The 19,963-nt window shown below is 72.4% G+C and carries 13 protein-coding genes and 2 pseudogenes; 12 read left to right on the top strand and 3 right to left on the bottom strand.

The annotated features are described in order from the left end of the window. Positions 1-94 precede the first annotated feature (94 nt). Entirely contained in the window at positions 95-1,741 is a 1,647-nt protein-coding gene (abc-f, locus tag F3L20_RS17620; protein ID WP_150155190.1) for a ribosomal protection-like ABC-F family protein, read from the top strand. Positions 1,742-2,081: 340 nt separating this feature from the next. Here abc-f and F3L20_RS17615 read toward each other — a convergent pair whose 3' ends face one another. Continuing rightward, entirely contained in the window at positions 2,082-2,528 is a 447-nt protein-coding gene (locus F3L20_RS17615) for a DUF2809 domain-containing protein (RefSeq protein ID WP_240810670.1), read from the bottom strand. Between the two features lie 171 nt (positions 2,529-2,699). Here F3L20_RS17615 and F3L20_RS17610 point away from each other — a divergent pair, with 171 nt between their 5' ends. The 4 genes and pseudogenes from F3L20_RS17610 (at position 2,700) to F3L20_RS17595 (ending at position 5,094) form a co-directional block, all read left to right on the top strand. Continuing rightward, on the top strand, positions 2,700-3,116 hold the full coding sequence (locus tag F3L20_RS17610; RefSeq protein ID WP_150155189.1) for a DoxX family protein: 417 nt from the start codon (positions 2,700-2,702) through the stop codon (positions 3,114-3,116). A gap of 156 nt (positions 3,117-3,272) precedes the next feature. Continuing rightward, positions 3,273-3,575, top strand: coding sequence for an ArsR/SmtB family transcription factor (locus F3L20_RS17605; protein WP_150155188.1), 303 nt, complete (start codon positions 3,273-3,275; stop codon positions 3,573-3,575). After that, positions 3,572-3,964, top strand: a complete 393-nt coding sequence (locus F3L20_RS17600) for a VOC family protein (protein WP_150155187.1) — start codon at positions 3,572-3,574, stop codon at positions 3,962-3,964. The genes F3L20_RS17605 and F3L20_RS17600 overlap by 4 nt, the downstream gene beginning before the upstream one ends. A 126-nt stretch (positions 3,965-4,090) precedes the next feature. Further along, a pseudogene (locus tag F3L20_RS17595) lies at positions 4,091-5,094 on the top strand (TIGR01777 family oxidoreductase). 108 nt (positions 5,095-5,202) lie between these two features. Here F3L20_RS17595 and F3L20_RS17590 read toward each other — a convergent pair. After that, a complete protein-coding gene (locus F3L20_RS17590) occupies positions 5,203-7,620 on the bottom strand; it encodes an RICIN domain-containing protein (RefSeq protein ID WP_150155186.1) in 2,418 nt (805 codons plus the stop codon). 276 nt (positions 7,621-7,896) lie between these two features. Here F3L20_RS17590 and F3L20_RS17585 point away from each other — a divergent pair, with 276 nt between their 5' ends. The 3 genes and pseudogenes from F3L20_RS17585 to F3L20_RS17570 all read left to right on the top strand — a co-directional run bounded on the left by F3L20_RS17585 (position 7,897) and on the right by F3L20_RS17570 (position 11,748). Continuing rightward, positions 7,897-8,919 (top strand): LacI family DNA-binding transcriptional regulator, encoded by a 1,023-nt coding sequence (locus tag F3L20_RS17585; protein ID WP_150155185.1) that lies wholly within the window; start codon positions 7,897-7,899, stop codon positions 8,917-8,919. Positions 8,920-9,210: 291 nt separating this feature from the next. Beyond that, positions 9,211-10,301, top strand: a pseudogene (locus tag F3L20_RS17580) (GH12 family glycosyl hydrolase domain-containing protein). Between the two features lie 358 nt (positions 10,302-10,659). Continuing rightward, positions 10,660-11,748, top strand: a complete 1,089-nt coding sequence (locus F3L20_RS17570) for a lytic polysaccharide monooxygenase (RefSeq protein WP_145824504.1) — start codon at positions 10,660-10,662, stop codon at positions 11,746-11,748. 55 nt (positions 11,749-11,803) lie between these two features. Here F3L20_RS17570 and F3L20_RS17565 read toward each other — a convergent pair whose 3' ends face one another. After that, positions 11,804-13,069, bottom strand: coding sequence for an MFS transporter (locus F3L20_RS17565; protein ID WP_150155183.1), 1,266 nt, complete (start codon positions 13,067-13,069; stop codon positions 11,804-11,806). 141 nt (positions 13,070-13,210) lie between these two features. Between F3L20_RS17565 and F3L20_RS17560 the strand changes: the two genes are divergently transcribed. The 4 genes from F3L20_RS17560 (at position 13,211) to F3L20_RS17545 (ending at position 19,945) form a co-directional block, all read left to right on the top strand. Further along, positions 13,211-13,687 (top strand): winged helix-turn-helix transcriptional regulator, encoded by a 477-nt coding sequence (locus tag F3L20_RS17560; protein ID WP_150155182.1) that lies wholly within the window; start codon positions 13,211-13,213, stop codon positions 13,685-13,687. A 212-nt stretch (positions 13,688-13,899) separates the two neighbouring features. Continuing rightward, on the top strand, positions 13,900-16,155 hold the full coding sequence (locus F3L20_RS17555) for an RICIN domain-containing protein (RefSeq protein WP_206338792.1): 2,256 nt from the start codon (positions 13,900-13,902) through the stop codon (positions 16,153-16,155). A 227-nt stretch (positions 16,156-16,382) separates the two neighbouring features. Then, positions 16,383-17,942 (top strand): vWA domain-containing protein, encoded by a 1,560-nt coding sequence (locus F3L20_RS17550; protein ID WP_150155181.1) that lies wholly within the window; start codon positions 16,383-16,385, stop codon positions 17,940-17,942. 86 nt (positions 17,943-18,028) lie between these two features. Beyond that, on the top strand, positions 18,029-19,945 hold the full coding sequence (locus F3L20_RS17545; RefSeq protein WP_150155180.1) for an AMP-dependent synthetase/ligase: 1,917 nt from the start codon (positions 18,029-18,031) through the stop codon (positions 19,943-19,945). Positions 19,946-19,963 lie beyond the last annotated feature (18 nt).

Below are 19,963 nucleotides of genomic sequence, written 5' to 3'. Positions count from 1 at the left end.
GTGGGGGCATGCGCCACTTCTTCTTTCTCTGAGTCCGGGCGCGGCCGACGCCGCCCTTCCCGCCCACGACACGTCTCACCTCAGGGAAAGTCCCATGCGCGAACGCGCCCACACCGTTGCGTCCGCCCGCTCGGCGCAGCTGTCCGTCAAGGACGTCACCAAGTCCTACGGCCCCCGCACCGTCCTCGAACAGGTCTCGTTCACCGTCCGCACCGGCGAGCGGGCGGCCGTCATCGGGGAGAACGGCGCCGGGAAGTCCACCCTGCTGCGGCTTCTCGCCGGGGCCGAGGAACCGGACGACGGGGAGATCACCGTCCACTTCCCCGGCGGCACCGGCCACCTCACCCAGACCCCCGAGCTCGACCCGGGCCGTACCGTGCGGGAAGCGGTCGACCGGGCGCTCGCTCCGCTGCGCGCCATGGAGCGTCGTCTGCGCGCGGCGGAGGAGCGTCTCGGTGAGGCGTCGGAGGCCGAACTGGCCGAGTACGGCGACCTGTTGACCGCGTACGAGCAGCGCGACGGATACCGGGCGGACGCCCGGGTGGACGCCGCGATGCACGGGCTGGGGCTGGGCGGCGTCACCCGTGACCGGCTGCTCGGCTCGCTCTCCGGCGGCGAGCAGTCCCGGCTGGCGCTCGCCTGTGTGCTGGCCGCCGATCCCGAACTGCTGCTGTTGGACGAGCCGACGAACCACCTCGACGTGGCCGCGGTGCACTGGCTGGAGGAGCGCCTGCGCGCGCACCGCGGCACCGTCGTGGCCGTCACCCACGACCGGCCGTTCATCGAGCGGGTCGCCACGACGATCCTGGAGGTCGACCGGGACACCCGCACGGTGCGCCGGTACGGCGACGGCTGGGCCGGCTACCGGGCGGCGAAGGCGGCCGCGCGGCGCCGCGCCGAGCAGGAGCACGCGGAGTGGCTCGAAGAGGTCGCCCGGGCCGAGGAGTTGCTGGAGGGGGCGGGACGCCGGCTGGCCGGCACGGGCGGGGACCCGCGGCAGGGTTTCGGCAAGCACCGCCGTTCGCACGAGGCCAAGCTGGGCGGGCAGGTGCGGGCGGTGCGCGAGCGGCTGGCCCGGCTGCGGCGCACCCCGGTGCCCGCGCCGCCCGAACCCCTGCGGTTCACGGCCGCTCCGGCCACGGCGGACGATCTGCCTCCCGCCGATACCGTGCTCGCCGAGCTGAAGGAGGTGGGCGTCGGTGAACGGTTGCGGCTGGACGGGCGGTTGACCGTCCAGCCCGGGCAACGGCTGCTGGTCACGGGGGAGAACGGGGCCGGGAAGTCGACGCTGCTGCGGGTCCTGGCGGGTGATCTGGAGCCGGACGCGGGAGTGGTGCGCCGCCCGGCCGGCATCGGCTACCTGCCCCAGGAGCTGCCCGTCCGCTCCGGCCGGCTCCCGCTGCTCGCCGCCTTCGCCGCGCGGCGGCCGGGCGCGCTCGAGGAACACCGCGAGACGCTGCTGTCCCTGGGACTGTTCCGCGAGGAGGATCTGTCCGTGCCGGTCGCGGCGCTGTCGGCGGGACAGCAACGGCGGCTGCAGATCGCCCGGCTGGTGACCCGGCCGGCCGACCTGCTGGTGCTCGACGAGCCGACCAACCATGTGGCGCTCGACCTCGTCGAGGACCTGGAGGCGGCGCTCGCGGCATACCCGGGCGCGGTGGTGGCCGTGTCCCACGACCGCGGCTTCCGCACCCGCTTCCCGGGCGGACACCTCCGGCTGCGGGGCGGCAGACGGGCCTGAACCGCGTGTTCCACTGCCTGGTCACGCCGGGCTGTTCGCACCCCACCTCCTTCGGCCGGGGCGGTCACCCCTCCTCGGCCTGTAGGCGCCGGCGTCCGCCACCGAGGGACGCCGGCGCCGGTGAGGAGGCGGTCGCAGGGCCGTCAGGCTCCGGCCGCACCGGTCCCCGGACGCGTCAGCCCGAGGCGGAAGAGACTCTCCGCGGTGTCGACGATCGTCTGCTAGGCGTCGCGGGGTCCCAGAGGTCAAGCGCGGCCTGGGATCCACCCCGGCGGCGCGGGCCCGGCCGGTGCGACGGCGGCGTGGCCCGCGCCCTCCTTCGACGTGGTGGGTGCGCCGGTCACCGAGCCGGCCGACGGCGGGCCGGCGCGCGCAGGACGAGCCAGCCGGCGGCCGCGCCGATCACGTACCAGAACAGGTCCGGTGCGTTGAACGTGGAGCCGAGGACCAGGCGGGCCGCGGTGCTGCGGGCGGACAGCTCCGCGGGCAGGCCGGTGAGCTGGAGCAGTTCCACCGCCCAGCTCACCGCCAGCGCGACTCCCGCGGCCCGCGCCGGGGGCGTACGTGGGGCCAGCAGGACGACGAGGGTGAGGACCAGCAGCGTGTACAGCGCGTCGCCGCCGTACTTGGCCACGTCCCCCGTCGCCACCGCCCTCAGACCCAGTCCCGCGCCGACGGTCACCAGCGCCGCCGCGGCCGCCACGAGCCGGGTGCGCCCCGTCGCCGTGGTGACGGGTGCCGCGCTCCGGCCTGCGGGCCGTTCCTCTCCGAGAGTCCTGTCGCTCATGGTGGTCGAGTCTGGCACCCGTCGCCCACGCGACCGTTGCCAACCCGTGTCCTACGTGGGCGGAAACGGCTGAACGGCGTGCCCGGCGCGCACGTTAGTGGAGGGCGGACGGCCTCCGCGCCGGCCCATCCCTTCCCTCTCGCACCGGCCACTGCAAGGAGTTTCGCCACCGTGGGCATCACCGACCGGCTCGACCGCCACCAGCCCCTGGTCCTGGGTCTGTTCCGCATCGTCATCGGACTGCTGTTCACCAGTGAGGGCGCGGCCACCCTCTTCGGCGTACTGGACCGGAAGGCCACGCCCGCCGGCGACTGGCCGTTCTGGTACGCGGGGGTGATCGAGCTGGTCTGCGGCGTTCTGGTCCTGCTCGGGATCCTCACCCGTGGGGCCGCCTTCCTCAGCTCGGGTGCCATGGCCTTCGCCTACTTCACCGAGCACCAGCCGGACGGCCTGTTCCCCCTGCAGAACGGCGGCCTGTCGCCTGCGCTGTTCTGCTGGGGGTTTCTGCTGCTGGTCTTCTTCGGGCCGGGTGCGCTGTCCCTGTCGGCACTCGTCCGCCGGGGTCCCGCGTCCACGGGACGGCAGTAGCCGCACGTGTCGTCGCGCGGGCCCGGCATCACCGCCGTTTCCCCGCCGGGCCGAGGGCTCCGCATCACACTCACCGTGGTGCGGGGCCCTTTCCCGTCGGCGCCGGCGGTGACGTCCACGTTGATAGGCAAGCGAGTGCTTGCCTATAGTAGGGGCGTGGCCGACGACGACCTCTACAAAGCCCTGGCGGACGGCACCCGCCGCACCATCCTCGACGAGCTCGCGGAGAAGTCCGGGCAGACCTTGTTCGAGATCTGCGGGCGCCTGAGCATGAAGCACGGGCTCGGCATCTCACGCCAGGCCGTGTCCCAGCACCTCGCCGTCCTGGAGGCCGCCCGGCTCGTCAGGACCCGGCGCGAGGGCCGCTACAAGTTCCACGACCTCGACGTCACGCCACTGCGGCAGATCACCGAGCGCTGGCTCGACCCCACCACCCCGGCACCGGAGGACCCCTCATGAAGATCCACCTGACCAGCGTCTTCGTCGACGACCAGGCGAAGGCCGAGCGCTTCTACACCGACGTTCTCGGCTTCATGAAGAAGCACGACGTCCCGCTGGGTGAGAAGGACCGGTGGCTCACCGTCGTCTCCCCCCAGGACCCGGACGGCACCGAACTCCTCCTCGAACCGGCCGGACACCCCGCGGTCAAAGCCTACCGAGACGCGCTGGCCGGGGACGGCATCCCGCTGGCCCAGTTCGCCGTCGACGACGTACGGGCGGAGTACGAGCGCCTGCGCGAGCACGGGGTCCGTTTCACCCAGGAGCCGCTGAGCATGGGCCCCGTCACCACCGCCGTCTTCGACGACACCTGCGGCAACCTCATCCAGATCGCCACACAGGCGGGCTGACCTCCTAGACCTCACGCACCCCGCACACCGGCAGCGAAGGCCCCTCCGAACCACTCGACACTCCACTGTTGAACGCGTTCAAAACTTCGCGATAGGGTGAGGCAGGCGAAGAGGCCGGAGGGTCCGATGAAGATCGTTCTGCCCGGGGGCACCGGACAGGTGGGCACGGTCCTGGACCGCGCGTTGAGCGCGGCCGGGCACGAGGTGGTCGTCCTGACCAGGCGTCCGGAGCGCCGGCGGGACGTCGGCTGGGACGGCGCGACCCTCGGCCCGTGGGCCGAGGAGATCGACGGCTCGGACGTCGTCGTCAACCTCGCGGGCCGCAGTGTTTCCTGCCGGTACACCCCGGAGAACCTGCGCGCCATGATGGACTCCCGCGTCACCTCGACGCGCGTGGTGGGCGAGGCGATCGCGGCGGCCCGCCGGCCGCCGCGGGTGTGGCTGCAGATGAGCACCGCGACCGTCTACGCGCACCGCTTCGACGCCGCGAACGACGAGGCCACCGGAGTCGTCGGCGGCTCGGAGAGCGGCGTTCCCGACTACTGGGCGTACAGCGTCGAGATCGCCAGGAACTGGGAACGGACGCAGGCCGAGGCGCGGACGCCCGCGACGCGGAAGGTCGCGCTGCGTGCGGCGATGGTGATGAGCCCGGACCGGGGCGGGGTGTTCGACATGCTGCTGCGGCTGGCCCGGCTGGGGCTGGGCGGTCCCGTCGCGGGCGGCGCGCAGTACGTGTCGTGGATCCACGACGAGGACTTCGTGCGAGCGGTGGAGTTCCTCGTCGCGCGGAGGATCTGGAGGGCCCGGTGAACCTCGCGGCTCCCGGCCCGCTCCCCCAGCGCGCGTTCATGCGGGTGCTGCGGGCCGCGTGGGGCGTGCCGGTGGGCCTGCCCGCCACCCGCTGGATGGCCGGGCTGGGGGCGTTCGCGCTGCGCTCGGACACCGAACTGCTGCTCAAAAGCCGCAGGGTGGTCCCCGGACGGCTGCGGGAGGCCGGCTTCGCGTTCACCCCGCCCGGGTGGGAGGAAGCGGCGGCGGACCTGGTGCTCCGGGCGCGGACGGCGCGCGGGGGCGGGTTGCGCGCGCGTGCCGCGCGAGCGCGGGGCGGCGTTGCGCCGGGCCGCTCCTGATTCCTCTCCGGCGACCCCGGACAGCCCGACACCCCCGCACCCCCGCACCACGATCCGCGCCCGCCGGTCCGGCCGTGGCGCCGGCCGCCTCGGCCGGACCTCAGCTGCTCACCGGAAACGCCACAGGTGATCGGCCGTGCCGTTGTCGGCGAACTGGACGACCTGCGCGCTGTCCGCGGTGGACATCCCGTCGACACCCAGCACCTTGCCGCTGTGCCGGTTGCGGATGCGGTACCAGCCGTCCCCGTCGTCCAGCAGCGTCCACAGGTGGTCGGCGGTCCCGTTGTCCTCGTACTGCACGACCCGCGCGCTGTCCGCGGTGGACATCCCGTCGACACCCAGCACCTTGCCGCTGTGGCCGTTGCGGATCAGGTACCAGCCCTCGCCCCGGTCGATCAGCTGCCAGGCGTGGTCGCCGGTGCGGGTGTCGGCGAACTGCACCACGCGGGCGCTGTTCTCGGTCGACATGCCGTCCACGGCGAGGACCTTGCCGCTGTGCCGGTTCTCGATGCGGCGGAACGGCGGCTCGGGCGTCCAGGGCCGCCCGTCCGGGGACGCCGTGGGGAAGGCGGTGATCCGCAGCCGTGCCGCGCCCATCGGGATCAGCGTGACCCGCTCCACCGGTGCCTCGCTGCGGGCGGGACCGTCCTGGAGGGGGGCGACGACGTGCTCGTCGTCGGCGGTCCACTCCGCGATGCGCCGTGCGTCGGCGGTGATGCGGACGGGGGTGGTGGCATGCGTGAACGGGTTGTCGGGGACGGGGCCGACGGTTCGGGACACCTCCGGCCGGGGGGTGGCAGTCAGGCCGTAGTTCCAAGGTGAGGTGGCGTGCACCTCGTAGGCGGGGAAGGTGTCGTCGCCCGCGTAACGGTCGTAACGCTCACCGATCTCGAGGGAGTAGGTGAGGGGTCCGTGCTGGACGCTCACGGCGCCGTGCTGGTCCGGCAGGTGGCCCACTTCGGTGCGTTGCGGCAGGCGGAGCGTGACCACGTCGCCGTCGTGCCAGGTGCGCGTCACGTGCGCCCAGCCCGGTCCGCCGGGTGCCGTCACCGGTCGTCCGGCGACCCGCAGTTCGGGTGCGGAGCACCAGCCGGGCACACGCAGGCGCAGCGGGAAGCGCACCGGGCGCGGGGTGGAGACGGTGAGCCGGACGGTGTCGGTGAAGGGGTAGCCGGTGTCCTCGGTGACGGTGACGGTGGTACCGCCCGCGACCCGCGCGCGGACCGTGCACGGCGCGTACATCGCGGCGGTCAGGCCGCCGTCGTCGCCGGTCAGCCACAGTTCCTCGGTGAAGTACGGCCAGCCCATGCCGTAGTTGTGGGGACAGCAGCGGTACTGGTCGACGCCGGCGTGGAAGGCCTGCATGGCGAAGCCGTTCTGGAACTGGCCCTGCGTCTTCGTCCTGTCGTCCAGGTCCACGCTGTTGGCGCTGGTGATGTAGTGGATCGCCCTGCCCTGCGGGTCGAGGGACGCGGGGAGCATGTTGAACGCCAGGTCCTCGCAGCGGTCCGCCCACACCGGGTCCCCGGTGATGCGGGTGAGCAGTTCGTGGGAGGCCATGAACTCGACGATCCCGCAGGTCTCGAAGCCCTGACGTGGGTCCGTGAAGCCGGGCCGGTAGTTCTCGTCGCCCGCCATGCCGCCGCCCGGGAACCTCCCGTACTCCCCCATGACGGTGTCGTAGGCGCGGTAGGTGGCACGGGTGAGTTCGGCCGAGCCCGTCACCTGGGCGTACTGGGCCGGTTCGCGGAAGCCCTGGGCGATGTTGACGTTGTGCCGCGAGGGTGTCGCGCCCGTCCAGTCCGCGCCCAGGGTGTGCATCTTCGCGGCCAGGTCCAGCAGGAAGGGTTCCCCGGTGCGGCGGTGCAGCCAGACGGCGACGTCCAGTCCGTCGCCCCAGCGGTAGGAGATCCAGCTGGTGTCGAAGGCGCCGGGCCCCTGGGCGTTCATGTACCGCAGGAAGCGCAGCAGGAAGGGCAGGACGCGTTCGTCGCCCGTGAACTCCTCATGTGTACGCAGGGCTTGGAGCAGGGGCAGAAAGGGCCAGAAGTCCGGACCGCCGCCCAGCGAGGTGCGCAGGGCGCGCGGCCCGAAGAAACCGTCGGGCTGCTGCGTGGCGAGGACCGCGTCGATCCACCGGCGTGCGCGGGCCAGTGCGCTCGGGTCACCGGTGGCCACGGCGAGCGGCACGTATCCGCGCAGCCAGTACGGGAGTTCCTCCCAGCCGGGGCGCTCGGGGTGCACCCAGCCGGTGGTGTCGAAGTCGAGGAAGTGGGAGATCTCCTCGTACCGGCCGCACAGGCCGTCGAGCTGGAGCCGCAGTTGTCCGGCCAGCCAGCCGCGTGGGGTGACACTGCCGGCGGGCAGTCTGCGGAAGGCGTCCGGGAGTGGCGTCGCGGCGGGGGGCGGGGAGGCGCCCGGTCGCGGGGAGGCCGCTGCGGCGGTGCGGGTGAGGGGGCCGCCGAGTGCGGCGGTACCGAGCCCCAGGGCTCCGGCCCCGAGGAGTGTGCGTCTGGTGACGGGCATGCGCGGGCTCCTGTTCGACGTCCTGGATCGGTGGGGGGTTCGGAGGACGGGACGGACGGGCGGTGGCTCGCCGTTCGGTCTGCGGAGCGTGTGTATAACGTTGTAAGGCCCAGTCGGGATGACAGCACGGAGCGGGGCGTCTGTCCAGGGTTCCGACACGTCCGCCGGGACCGCCGGTGCGCAATGCGAACAGTCCGGTACCGCGAGCGGGTTGCGGGAAGGGTCGCTACGGGCATGACTGGGGCCGTAGGATCAGGTGATCTCGTGGGGGTGGGCATGCTCAGGCGGCGTCCGGGCACACCGACGCTCGAGGAGGTGGCCGCGCTCGCCGGTGTGGGGCGGGGCACCGTCTCCCGCGTCATCAACAACGCGGCGGGCGTGAAGGACACGACACGCCGCGCCGTGCAGCGCGCCATCGCGGAACTGGGCTACGTCCCCAACCTGGCGGCCCGTACGCTGGCCGGCCGGCGTGCCGACGCGGTCGCCCTGGTCATGACGGAGCCGGACTGGCGGCAGTTCGGTGAGCCCTTCTTCTCGGAGATCGTGCGGTCCGTCGGGGACGCGCTCACCGAGACCGAGGTGCAGCTGCTGCTCACCCTGGTGCGCACGGACGCCGAGCGGCAGCGCCTCGTGGAGTACGCGCGCGGCGGCCGGGTCGACGGCGTCATGCTGATGTCCGTGCACGCCGAGGACGCGCTGCCCGACATGCTGGCCGAGGTCGGCCTGCCCACCGTCCTGCTGGGCCGGCGCTCCAGCGACGAGAGCGTGACCTACGTCGACGCGGACAACGTCGGCGGGGCCCGCAGTGCCGTGGCACGCCTCCTGGACACCGGCCGCCGCGCGGTCGCGACCGTCACCGGGCCGTCCGACATGTACGTGGCCCAGTGCCGGCTGCGCGGCTACCGGGAGGCGCTGGAGCGGGCGGGCGTCGAGGGCAGGGCGTCCTGGATCGCGGAGGGTGACTTCTCCGGTGACAGCGGGTACCGCGCGATGGCCGAACTCATCGAGCGGGCGCCGGAGATCGACGGGGTGTTCGCCGCGTCGGACACCATGGCGGCGGGCGCCCTGGGCGCGCTGCGCGCGGCGGGACGGCGGGTGCCGGACGACGTCGCGGTGATCGGCTTCGACGACTTCCCGCTCGCGCAGCACACCGATCCGCAGCTGACGACGGTGCGCCAGCCGCTGGAGGAGATCGGGCGCACGATGGTGCGGCTGCTCCTGGAGGAGATGGAGGAGCCGGCGGTGGCCTGGCGCCACGTCATCCTCCGCACGGAACTGGTGGTGCGCGGCTCAGCCTGACGACCCGTCGCCCGGTCCGCCGGGCGCACCCGGTGTCCGTCGAATGTTTCGGGAGCGCTCCCGGCACTCCTGGGCCCTCGTTGATCAACGCCCTGACCTGCGTCTTCGAAAGACGTTCGACGGGTTGTTGCGCGCAGGGTTGTCAGGGACATGGACGCCTTCTACAGTCCCGTCCCGGAACACCACTGGGAGCGCTCCCATCAATGGGGAGGCGGGAGCGCTCCGCCGGTAACCCGCACACCTTTCCCGGAGAGGTCCCCACATGCCACGGTTACGGCACCACCCCGCACGCTGCGCGCCGTGTCGGCCGCGCTGCTCACCGCTCTTGCCGCGCTCGCGGCACTGCTGACCGCGACCGCGCCGGCCCAGGCGGACACCACGGTCTGCGAGGAGTTCGGGTCGACGGTCATCCAGGGCCGCTACGTCGTCCAGAACAACCGCTGGGGCACCAGCGCCCGCAGTGCGTCACCGCCACGGACAACGGCTTCCGCCTCACCCAGGCCGACGGCTCGGTGCCGACGAACGGCGCGCCGAAGTCGTACCCGTCGGTGTTCAACGGCTGCCACTACACCAATTGTTCGCCGGGAACCGCCCTCCCCGCGCGCATCAGCGGCATCTCCAGCGCCCCCTCCAGCATCTCGTACGGCTACGTCGACAACGCCGTGTACAACGCCTCGTACGACATCTGGCTGGACCCGACGCCCCGGACCGACGGGGTGAACCGGACCGAGATCATGATCTGGCTCAACAAGGTGGGCCCGATCCAGCCGATCGGCTCGCAGGTCGGCACGGCCACCGTGGCCGGGCGCACCTGGCAGGTCTGGTCCGGCGGCAACGGCACCAACGACGTGCTGTCGTTCGTCGCGCCGTCCGCGATCAGCAGCTGGAGCTTCGACGTGATGGACTTCGTCCGGGCAACCGTCGCCCGCGGACTGGCGGGCAACGACTGGTACCTGACGAGCATCCAGGCAGGCTTCGAACCCTGGCAGAACGGCGCCGGCCTGGCGGTGAACTCCTTCTCCTCCAGCGTCAACACCGGCGGCTCGGGCGACCCGGGCACCCCGGCCGCCTGCACGGTGTCGTACGCGACGAACGTCTGGCCGGGCGGCTTCACCGCGAACGTCACGGTGACCAACAACGGTTCGGCTCCCGTGGACGGCTGGCAGCTCGCCTTCACGCTGCCCTCGGGACAGAGCGTCGTGAACGCCTGGAACGCGTCCGTCTCCCCCTCCTCGGGCGCCGTCACGGCGACCGCACCGGCCGGCAACAGCCGGATCGCCGCCGGGGGCAGCCAGAGCTTCGGTTTCCAGGGCAGCTACAGCGGCACCTTCGCGCAGCCGAACGCGTTCCGGCTGAACGGCACTGCCTGCCGGACCGCGTGAGGCGCACGGCGGGCCGTACCCCGCCGTGACCTCTCGCGCCGGGGCCCGCTCTTCCCTCCCTGCACCGACAGGGTGGGCCCCGGCGACTCCGCACGAGGCGGGCCGGTGAGAGCCGCACACCGCCGCCCTGATCGTCCCGCACCACGAGAACGTCCGCGCCGGCGGCCGGTGTTCACGCACCGGCCTCCCGGCCGGACCCGTTCCGCCGCGGGACGCCCCCAGCCCCCGCCCGGCCGGTCGGCGCCCTCCCGGCCGGGCGGGGTTCCACCCTCATGTCCACCTCTCTTTTCCACCCCTCGCACCGCCCATCACCCCTTGCACCGCCCATGAAGAACTCAGCATCGGGACAGGAGACTCCATGGCTCTGAGAAGCAGACTGGTCTCTCTGGCAGCGGTACTGGCGACCCTCCTCGGAGGGCTCGGACTCAGTTTCCTCTGGCAGAACGACGCCCAGGCGCACGGCGTGGCGATGATGCCCGGCTCACGCACCTACCTCTGTCAGCTGGACGCCGTCACCGGCACCGGCGCGCTCGACCCGACCAACCCCGCCTGCAAGGCCGCCCTGAGCCAGAGCGGCGCGTCCGCCCTGTACAACTGGTTCGCCGTGCTGGACTCCAACGCGGGCGGCCGCGGCCAGGGTTACGTGCCGGACGGCAAGCTGTGCAGTGCCGGTGACCGGTCGCCGTACGACTTCTCCGCGTACAACGCGGCCCGTTCCGACTGGCCCCGCACGCACCTGACGTCCGGGGCGACGGTCAAGGTCCAGTACAGCAACTGGGCGGCTCACCCGGGTGCCTTCCGGGTCTACATCACCAAGCCCGGCTGGTCGCCCACGTCCGCGCTGGGCTGGAACGACCTGCAGCTGATCCAGACCGTGACCGACCCGCCCCAGCAGGGCTCCCCGGGCGCCAACGGGGGCCACTACTACTGGAACCTGCAGCTGCCCTCCGGCCGCTCCGGTGACGCGCTGATCTTCATGCAGTGGGTGCGTTCGGACAGCCAGGAGAACTTCTTCTCCTGCTCCGACGTCGTCTTCGACGGCGGCAACGGCGAGGTGACCGGCATCCGCGGCTCGGGCACGAACCCGGACCCCGGCACGGACCCGACCCCCGACCCGAGCGACGACCCGTCGCACACGGGTGAGTGCATGGCGACGTACGAGGTCGTGAACTCCTGGAACGGCGGCTTCCAGGGGTCCGTCGAGGTGATGAACCACGGCACCTCGGCGCTCAACGGCTGGGCCGTGCGGTGGAAGCCCGGTCAGGGCACCACGATCGGCAGCGCCTGGAACGGCACCCTCAGCACCGGGTCCGACGGCACGGTGACGGTGCGGAACGCGGCCCACAACCGCGTGATCAATCCCGACGGAAGTACCACGTTCGGCTTCACCGCCACGTCGACGGGCAACAACTTCCCCGTGGGCACGATCGGTTGCGTGAATCCGTAGCGCCCTCCAGCCGCGCCGCCCGTCCCGCCCCCACCGCGGGAGGGGCGGCGCGGCGTCATTCCGCGGCCCGGGCCGCGTCCGTCCGGGCCGTCCCTGGGGCCGGTGCGGTGACATGGCGGGCGGCCTCACGGTCGGCCCGGTGCACCGGCGTCAGCACCACGAGGCCGACGACCGCGACGAGGACGAAGAAGGCACCGAACACGACCGCGCCGGTCACCAGACCGGTCATCAGTCCGTGCGCGGTCACCACGGCACCGAGGGCCGGCGCCCCGACGCCCTGGGCGGCGTAGCCGACGAGGTAGCCGCCGGACACCATGCCCGCCCGGTGCGGAGCGGGGGCGAACCGGCTGAGCACCGTGAGCCCGCCGGCGAAGTCGAAGGCGTAGGCGGCTCCGGCGACGGCCGATGCCACGAAGAACAGCGGCAGCGAGTGGCTGACGCCGGTGAGGACGTAGAGCCACACCGCCGCGACGGACCCCACGGCGCCGAGCAGCACGAGCGGCCGGACGTGCAGGTTGCGCCCGAGGAGCGCGAAGAGCGTGATGCAGCCGGCGAAGACGGCCAGCAGGGCGCCGGTGACCAGTGCGTTGGTGGAGCCCGCGAGCTGCTGGGCGATCTTCGCGCCGAGCGGCAGGACGATCGCGCCGATCAGGAAGGACGAGGCGAAGGCGATCGCGCCCGCGACGAACACGGTCCGGCTGCCTTGCGGGACGGTGATGGTGCGTGTGCGCCGCCGGGAGCCGGCTGCCGGGTGCGGGGTGTGCCGCGGCATGCGGGCCACCAGGCAGGCGACGGCCGCTATGGCACCGGCCAGGACGAAGAAGCCGAGGTGGAGAGGGAAGGGCGCGTACTCGGTGAGGGCGCCGCCGACCGTCATGGCGAGGCCGATGCCGAGGGCCGACACGGCGGTGCTGACGGCACCGGCCCGCTTCTCCCGGCCGGGTGCGCTGTGCTCGACCATGGCGAGGCTGGCCGGACCGATGGACAGCCCGACACCGAGACCCATCAGGACCCGGCCTGCCAGCAGCCACGCCACCCCGCCCGCCACCGCGAACAGCAGGACGCCGAGGAGCTGCGCCAGGAGACCGAGGAGCATGGTCACGCGGGTGCCGAGGTGGTCGGCGAGATGGCCGAGCAGGAGCAGTACCGGGATCAGGGTGAGCGGGTAGGCCGCGAAGATCCAGGTGACGGTGGTCGTCGAGATGCCCCATGCGGCCTGGTAGAGCGGGTAGGTCATGGTCGGGCAGGCGCTGGTCCACAGCGCGACGGCCACGACGGCGCCGGCCGTGCGGAAACTGCCGCGGGTGCCGAGGGATGGCACGGGCCTCCAGGGTCGAGGGATGAGGGAGGGGAGAGCGACGGGGCGCGACGAAGGAAAACCGACCGCCCGCTCCGGCTGACTTGCTCATGGAAACCTAGAGCGCCTGGATATCGTTTTGCAACTCACCAGTACACTGGCCGTATGGCCAAGACGCTCGGCAAGGACTCGACCTGCTCCATCGCGCGGAGCCTCGAGGTGCTCGGCGACGCCTGGACGCTGCTGATCGTGCGCGAGGCGATGCTGGCGGGCTCGACCCGCTTCCAGGAGTTCCGGGACGCCCTGGGGATCGCGCCGAACATCCTCACCAAGCGCCTGACGTTCCTGGTGGACGAGGGCCTGATGGAGCGGCGCGGCTACCGTGAGCCCGGGGAGCGGGCCCGCACGGAGTACGTGCTGACGGAGGCGGGACACGGTCTGACCACGGTCATCGCGGCCCTGGCCTCCTGGGGGCGCACCCACCGGCCGCACCCCGAGGGGACGTCTCCGCAGTTCGCGCTGGCGGACTCCGGCACGGCGGCGCGGCTGGCGTTCGTGACCGCCGCCGGGGAGCGGGTGCGGCCCGAGCACCTGACGGCACACCGCCGCCCGGACGCCGCCTCGGACACCGACACGGTGTGAGCGGCCCGGCGATCGTCGCGTTTTCCGGATTGGACTGGACCAAACCCTTGACAGCCTTTTCCGTCACTCCTTAAATCACGAACTGAAGTAAGCAGTGGCACAGCCGCCCGGCCCGCGTACCCCTCCGCCTGCCTGTTCCCCCACCCGACGCGCCGTCGCACAACGGCGACGGCGCGCTGAGCTGTCATATGCATGACACAACAGGAGACACGATGCCCGCATCCACGCGACCACGTCCCGGTGGCCGCTCCGGCACTCCCCCGACGCCCCCTGACCGCCGCCGGTGGACCGCGGTCGTCGCGACCGCCGCCACCGCCGCCTCCCTGCTGGTCGCCGCCCAGTCGGCCCGCGCCGACACCACCGCCGGTGCGGCGGCCGCCGCGGTTCCGTCCGGCTGGTCGACGGTGGTCAACGGCGGCAGCGGCAAGTGTCTGGACGCCCGCGGCGCCGGAACGGCCAACGGCACGGCCGTCCAGCAGTACACCTGCAACGGCACCACGGCCCAGCAATGGAGCTTCACGCCCACCTCCGACGGTTACGTCCGCATCGCCACCCGCAACGACGAGCGGCAGGTGGTGGACGTCAGCGAGGTGTCGGCCGCCGACAACGCGGCCGTGCACCTGTGGACGTACGGGGGCGGCGCCAACCAGCAGTGGCTGCCGGTCGACGAGGGCGGCGGCGCGTACCGCTTCGTCAACCGGCACAGCGGCAAGTGCCTCGACGTGCCGTCCGCCTCGACGGCCGACGGCGTCCAACTGGTCCAGTACGCCTGCAACGGCACGGCGGCGCAGCGCTTCCAGGTCACACCGGTGAGCACCGCGCCCGGCGACGTGGACCTCGGCCCCAACGTGGCGGTCTTCGACCCGTCGATGCCCTCGTCGACCGTGCAGAGCCGGCTGGACTCGATCTTCCGGCAACAGGAGACCAACCAGTTCGGCACCGAGCGCCACGCCGTCCTCTTCAAGCCGGGCACGTACCGCAACGACGTCAACGTCGGTTTCTACACCCAGGTGTTGGGGCTCGGGCAGTCGCCGGACGCGGTGACGATCAACGGCGCCGTGCACGTCGAGGCGGACTGGTTCCCGCCGCAGAACGCGACGCAGAATTTCTGGCGCGGTGCCGAGAACCTGTCGGTCAACCCGACCGGCGGGACGGACCGCTGGGCGGTGTCGCAGGCTTCCGGCTACCGGCGCATGCATGTGCGCGGCGACCTGGAGCTCAGTGACGGCGGCTGGTCCAGCGGCGGTTTCATGGCCGACACGAAGATCGACGGCCAGGTGCGCTCCGGTTCCCAGCAGCAGTGGCTGACCCGCAACTCCCAGCTGGGCAGCTGGAACGGGTCCAACTGGAACATGGTCTTCGTCGGCAGCCGCGGTGTGCCGGCCAACACCTTCCCGCAGCCGCCGTACACCACCGTCGACCGGACGCCGAAGGTGCGGGAGAAGCCCTTCCTGTACGTCGACGCGGCGGGCGCCTACCGGGTGTTCGTGCCCGCGCTGCGCAGCGACTCCACGGGGACGACCTGGGCGGAGGGCAACGCGGCCGGCACCTCGCTCGGCATGGACAGCTTCTACGTCGTCAAGCCGGGCACGGCGAGCGCGGCACAGATCAACGCGGCCCTGGCGGAGGGCAAGAACCTGCTGGTCACCCCGGGTGTCTACCACCTGGACCGGACCCTGAGGGTGACCCGCCCCGACACCGTGGTGCTCGGCCTGGGCCTCGCCACGTTCGTCCCGGACAACGGGGTCACGGCCATGACGGTCGCCGACGTCGACGGCGTGAAGATCGCGGGTGTCCTCTTCGACGCGGGCACCATCAACTCCCGCACGCTGGTGGAGATCGGGCCCGACGGGGCGTCGGCGAGCCACTCGGCGAACCCGACCTCGCTGCACGACGTGTACTTCCGCGTCGGCGGCGCGCACGCGGGGAAGGCGACCACCAGCCTGGTCGTCAACAGCGACCACGTCATCGGCGACCACATGTGGATCTGGCGCGGTGACCACGGCAACGGCATCGGCTGGACCACCAACCCGGCCGACACAGGACTCGTCGTCAACGGCGACGACGTCACCATGTACGGCCTGTTCGTCGAGCACTACCAGAAGGACCAGACGGTCTGGAACGGCAACGGCGGCCGGACGTACTTCTACCAGAACGAGATGCCCTACGACCCGCCGAACCAGGCGGCCTGGATGGACGGTCCGACGCAGGGCTACGCCGCGTACAAGGTCGCCGACCACGTGACCAGCCACGAGGCGTACGGTCTCGGCAGCTACTGCTTCTTCAACGTCAACCCGAGCGTGACGGCGGAGCGCGCCTTCGCGGCACCGAACCGCCCGGGTGTGCGCTTCCGCAACATGGTGACCGTCTCCCTCGGCGGCACCGGCACCATCCGGCACGTGATCAACGACCGGGGAGGCCCGTCCAACGCGGCCACCAACGTGGCGAACCTGGTGAACTACCCGTAGGACGGTGCTGTCCATGGCCGGTGTGGTCCGGGGCCCGCGCCCCGGACCACACCGGCCGCTCCGTCCGGCGGACTCGCGCGGGTCAACGGAGGATCACCGACCGGTCTCGGCGGGACACCGCCGTTCCCTCTTCGAGACGCACCTGCAACACCCCGTACCGCACGTTCCGGCCCACCGCGACGTCACAGTCGGTGAAACGACGTCAACCGTCACCGGGGGTACACAGGATGAAGTGGCACGGGACACGACGACCGGCCGGGGTGCTGCTGGCACTCACCGCGGCGAGCGGTCTGCTGCTCAGCGGGTGCAGCGGGGAGGACGGCGGGACGGGCGCCACCTCGTCCGACCACGGCCGCACCCAGGACGTGCCCCGGCCCGCCCCGGACGGCCCGGGCCGGTACGAGGGCGGTGAGCGCGAGGGCGAGCGGGGGTCCCGCGAGGTGGCGCCCGAACCCGACCACCTGTCGACCTTCGCGCTGGACGTCGACACCGCCTCCTACGGCTACACCCGCCACACCCTCGCCGAGGGACGGCTGCCCGACCCCTCGACCGTGCGTCCCGAGGAGTTCGTCAACAGCTTCCGCCAGGACTACCCGCGCCCCGACGGCGACGGCTTCACCGTCACCGTCGACGGCGCCCGCACCGACGAGGAGGACTGGTCACTGGTCCGGGTGGGCCTCGCCACCCGGGCGGCCGAGCCGGACGACGACCGGCCGCCCGCCGCCCTCACGTTCGTCGTCGACATCTCCGGCTCGATGGCGGAACCGGGCCGGCTCGACCTGGCCCGCGAGGCCCTCGGCACCATGACCGACCGGCTGCGCGACGACGACTCGGTCGCCCTCGTCACCTTCAGCGACGAGGCGGAGACCGTCCTGCCGATGACCCTGCTCGGCGGCCGTCGCGACACGGTCCACGAAGCCGTCGACAGTCTGGAGCCCACCGACTCGACCAACCTCGGGGCGGGGGTGGAGACCGGGTACCGGACCGCCGTGGAAGGACTGCGCGAGGGCGCCACGAACCGGGTCGTGCTGGTCTCCGACGCCCTCGCCAACACCGGGGAGACGGAGGCGGAGACGATCCTGGAGCGCATCTCCGGTTCCCGCCGCGAGCACGGCATCACGCTGTTCGGCGTCGGCGTCGGCAGCGACTACGGCGACGCGCTGATGGAGCAGCTCGCCGACGAGGGCGACGGCCACACCGTGTACGTGTCCGACGAGGCGGACGCCCGCGAGGTGTTCTGCGAGGAGCTGCCCCGCAACATCGACCTCACGGCCCGCGACGCGAAGGCGCAGGTGGCCTTCGACCCGGAGACGGTCGCCGAGTTCCGCCTGGTCGGCTACGACAACCGCCGGGTCGCCGACGAGGACTTCCGCGACGACCGGGTCGACGGCGGCGAGGTGGGCCCCGGTCACACCGTGACCGCCCTGTACGCGGTGCGCACCCGCCCCGGCGCCGAGGGGCATCTCGCCACGGCGACCGTGCGCTACCTGGACCCCGACAGCCGCACCCCGCACGAGGAGACCGGCGACCTGGAGACCGGCCGACTCGTCGACTCGGTGTGGGAGGCGCGGCGCGGGCTGACGGTCACGGCCACCGCCGCCTACTTCGCCGACGCGCTGCGCTCCCCCGGCCGGCGCGGCAGCGCCCTGCCCGGCGCCCCGGACCTCGGTGAGCTGTCCGAACGGGCCGAGTCGCTGGCCGGCCGGACCGAGGACGCGGACGTCCGCGAGCTGGCGGAGGCGATCCGTACGGCCGGCCGGCTGGACCGATCCGCCCCGGCCCGTTGACTCGTCCTTACGCGCGGGTAAGTTTACTGCCGAGTAAGTAGCTAGGGACAGCACCAGCACAGCATCAGCCGCGACCGGGAGCCGTCATGGGCGTACGCAAGGATCTGAAACGGGCGAAGCGACGGGCCGATCTGGCGGGCCGTACCAGGGTGGAGACGGTCAGGGACGAGCGCGGAGTCGTCCGGGAGGCCCGTACCGAGGCACTGGCCGCGCGCCCAGCCACGGGGACCACCGCCGACATCCCGTTCACCAACGCGGCCGAGGCCCCGGACGCGGTCGTGCTGCGGAGGCAGGAGCGGGGCGTCTGGCGTCCGGTCACGGCGGCGGCCTTCGCCGGGGAGGTCACCGCCGTGGCCAAAGGGCTGGTCTCCGCCGGTCTGGAGGCGGGCGACCGGGTCGCCGTGATGTCCCGCACCCGTTACGAGTGGACGCTCCTGGACTTCGCCGTCTGGGCGGCCGGCGGGCGGACCGTGCCGGTGTACCCGACCTCCTCGCCGGACCAGGTGGAGTGGATCGTCCGGGACTCCGGCGCCCGGTACGTCGTCACGGAGACCGCCGACAACACCGCCGCCGTCCGGACGGGCACCGCCGCCCTGCCCTCGCCGCCGCAGGTGTGGGAACTGGACGGGGGCGCCGTGGCGGCCCTGGTCGCACGGGGCCGGGACGTGCCGGACGAGGAGGTCACCAAGCGTCGTACCGCCCTCACCCCGGACACCGTGGCGACCGTCTGCTACACCTCCGGCACCACGGGACGCCCCAAGGGCTGTGTACTGACGCACGCCAACCTGTACGCCGAGGCCGCGAACACGGTCGAACTGCTGCACCCCGTGTTCAAGGCGGTCACCGACCAGGTCGCCTCGACGCTGCTGTTCCTGCCGCTCGCCCACATCCTGGGCCGCACCCTGCAGATCTCCTGCCTGATGGCCCGCATCGAGACCGGCCACTGCCCGAGCATCAAGCCGGACGAACTGCGGCCCGCGCTCAAGGCGTTCCGGCCGACGTTCGTGGTGGGCGTGCCCTACCTCTTCGAGAAGATCCACGACACGGGCCGGGCCACCGCCGAGAAGATCGGGCGCGGTGCCTCCTTCGAGCGTGCCCACCGTCTCGCCGTGCGGTTCGGCCAGGCCCACCTCGACCGCTTCCTGGGCCGCGGCAAGGGCCCCGGCCCCGGTCTGTACGCCGGGTGGGCGCTGTACGACCTGCTGGTCTACCGCAGGGTCCGCAAGGAGCTCGGCGGGCGCCTGCGGTACGCGATCAGCGGCGGCTCCCCGCTGGAACGCGACCTCAACCTGTTCTTCTACGCGGCCGGCGTCATGGTGTACGAGGGGTACGGCCTGACCGAGACGTCGGCCGCCGCCACCATCGTCCCGCCGCTGGGTCCCCGCCCCGGCACGGTCGGCATCCCGGTCCCGGGCACGTCGGTGCGCATCGCCGACGACGGCGAGGTGCACATCAAGGGCGGCATCGTCTTCGGCGCGTACTGGAACAACCCCGACGCCACCGAAGAGGTCCTGGACGACGGCTGGTTCGCGACCGGGGACCTCGGTTCGCTGGACGAGGACGGCTATCTGACCATCACGGGCCGCAAGAAGGACCTCATCGTCACCTCCGGCGGCAAGAACGTCTCCCCCGCCCTGCTGGAGGACCGGCTGCGCAGCCGGCCTCCCGTCGCCCAGTGTCTCGTCGTCGGCGACAACCGGCCCTTCGTGGCCGCGCTGGTCACGTTGGACCCGGAGACGGTCGCGCACTGGCTGTCGGTGCGCGGGATGCCCGCCGACACGCCGCTGTCCGAGGTGGTCCGCGACCCCCGGATGCGCGCCGACGTGCAGAAGGCCGTGGACTACGCCAACGAGGCCGTCTCACGCGCCGAGTCCATCCGTACCTTCGCCCTGGTGGAGGGCGAGTTCACCGAGGAGAACGGCCTGCTGACCCCGTCGCTGAAGGTCAAGCGGAAGGCCGCGCAGGAGGCGTACGCGAAGGAGATCGCGGCGCTGTACGCGTGAGCCGGGCGGCCGGGGCCG

The organism is Streptomyces tendae (assembly GCF_008632955.1).
GTDB lineage: Bacteria > Actinomycetota > Actinomycetes > Streptomycetales > Streptomycetaceae > Streptomyces.
The sequence above is the reverse complement of the archived record's forward strand: the minus strand, read 5'-3'. Positions and strand labels throughout refer to the sequence as shown.

Excerpts from the sequence above, each read along its gene's own strand:
- F3L20_RS17615 (WP_240810670.1), bottom strand. The coding sequence starts at position 2,528 with ATGAGCGACAGGACTCTCGGAGAGGAACGGCCCGCAGGCCGGAGCGCG.
- F3L20_RS17560 (WP_150155182.1), top strand. The coding sequence starts at position 13,211 with ATGGCCAAGACGCTCGGCAAGGACTCGACCTGCTCCATCGCGCGGAGC.
- F3L20_RS17585 (WP_150155185.1), top strand. The coding sequence starts at position 7,897 with ATGCTCAGGCGGCGTCCGGGCACACCGACGCTCGAGGAGGTGGCCGCG.
- F3L20_RS17550 (WP_150155181.1), top strand. The coding sequence starts at position 16,383 with ATGAAGTGGCACGGGACACGACGACCGGCCGGGGTGCTGCTGGCACTC.
- F3L20_RS17590 (WP_150155186.1), bottom strand. The coding sequence starts at position 7,620 with ATGCCCGTCACCAGACGCACACTCCTCGGGGCCGGAGCCCTGGGGCTC.
- F3L20_RS17545 (WP_150155180.1), top strand. The coding sequence starts at position 18,029 with ATGGGCGTACGCAAGGATCTGAAACGGGCGAAGCGACGGGCCGATCTG.
- F3L20_RS17555 (WP_206338792.1), top strand. The coding sequence starts at position 13,900 with ATGCCCGCATCCACGCGACCACGTCCCGGTGGCCGCTCCGGCACTCCC.
- F3L20_RS17600 (WP_150155187.1), top strand. The coding sequence starts at position 3,572 with ATGAAGATCCACCTGACCAGCGTCTTCGTCGACGACCAGGCGAAGGCC.
- abc-f (WP_150155190.1), top strand. The coding sequence starts at position 95 with ATGCGCGAACGCGCCCACACCGTTGCGTCCGCCCGCTCGGCGCAGCTG.
- F3L20_RS17570 (WP_145824504.1), top strand. The coding sequence starts at position 10,660 with ATGGCTCTGAGAAGCAGACTGGTCTCTCTGGCAGCGGTACTGGCGACC.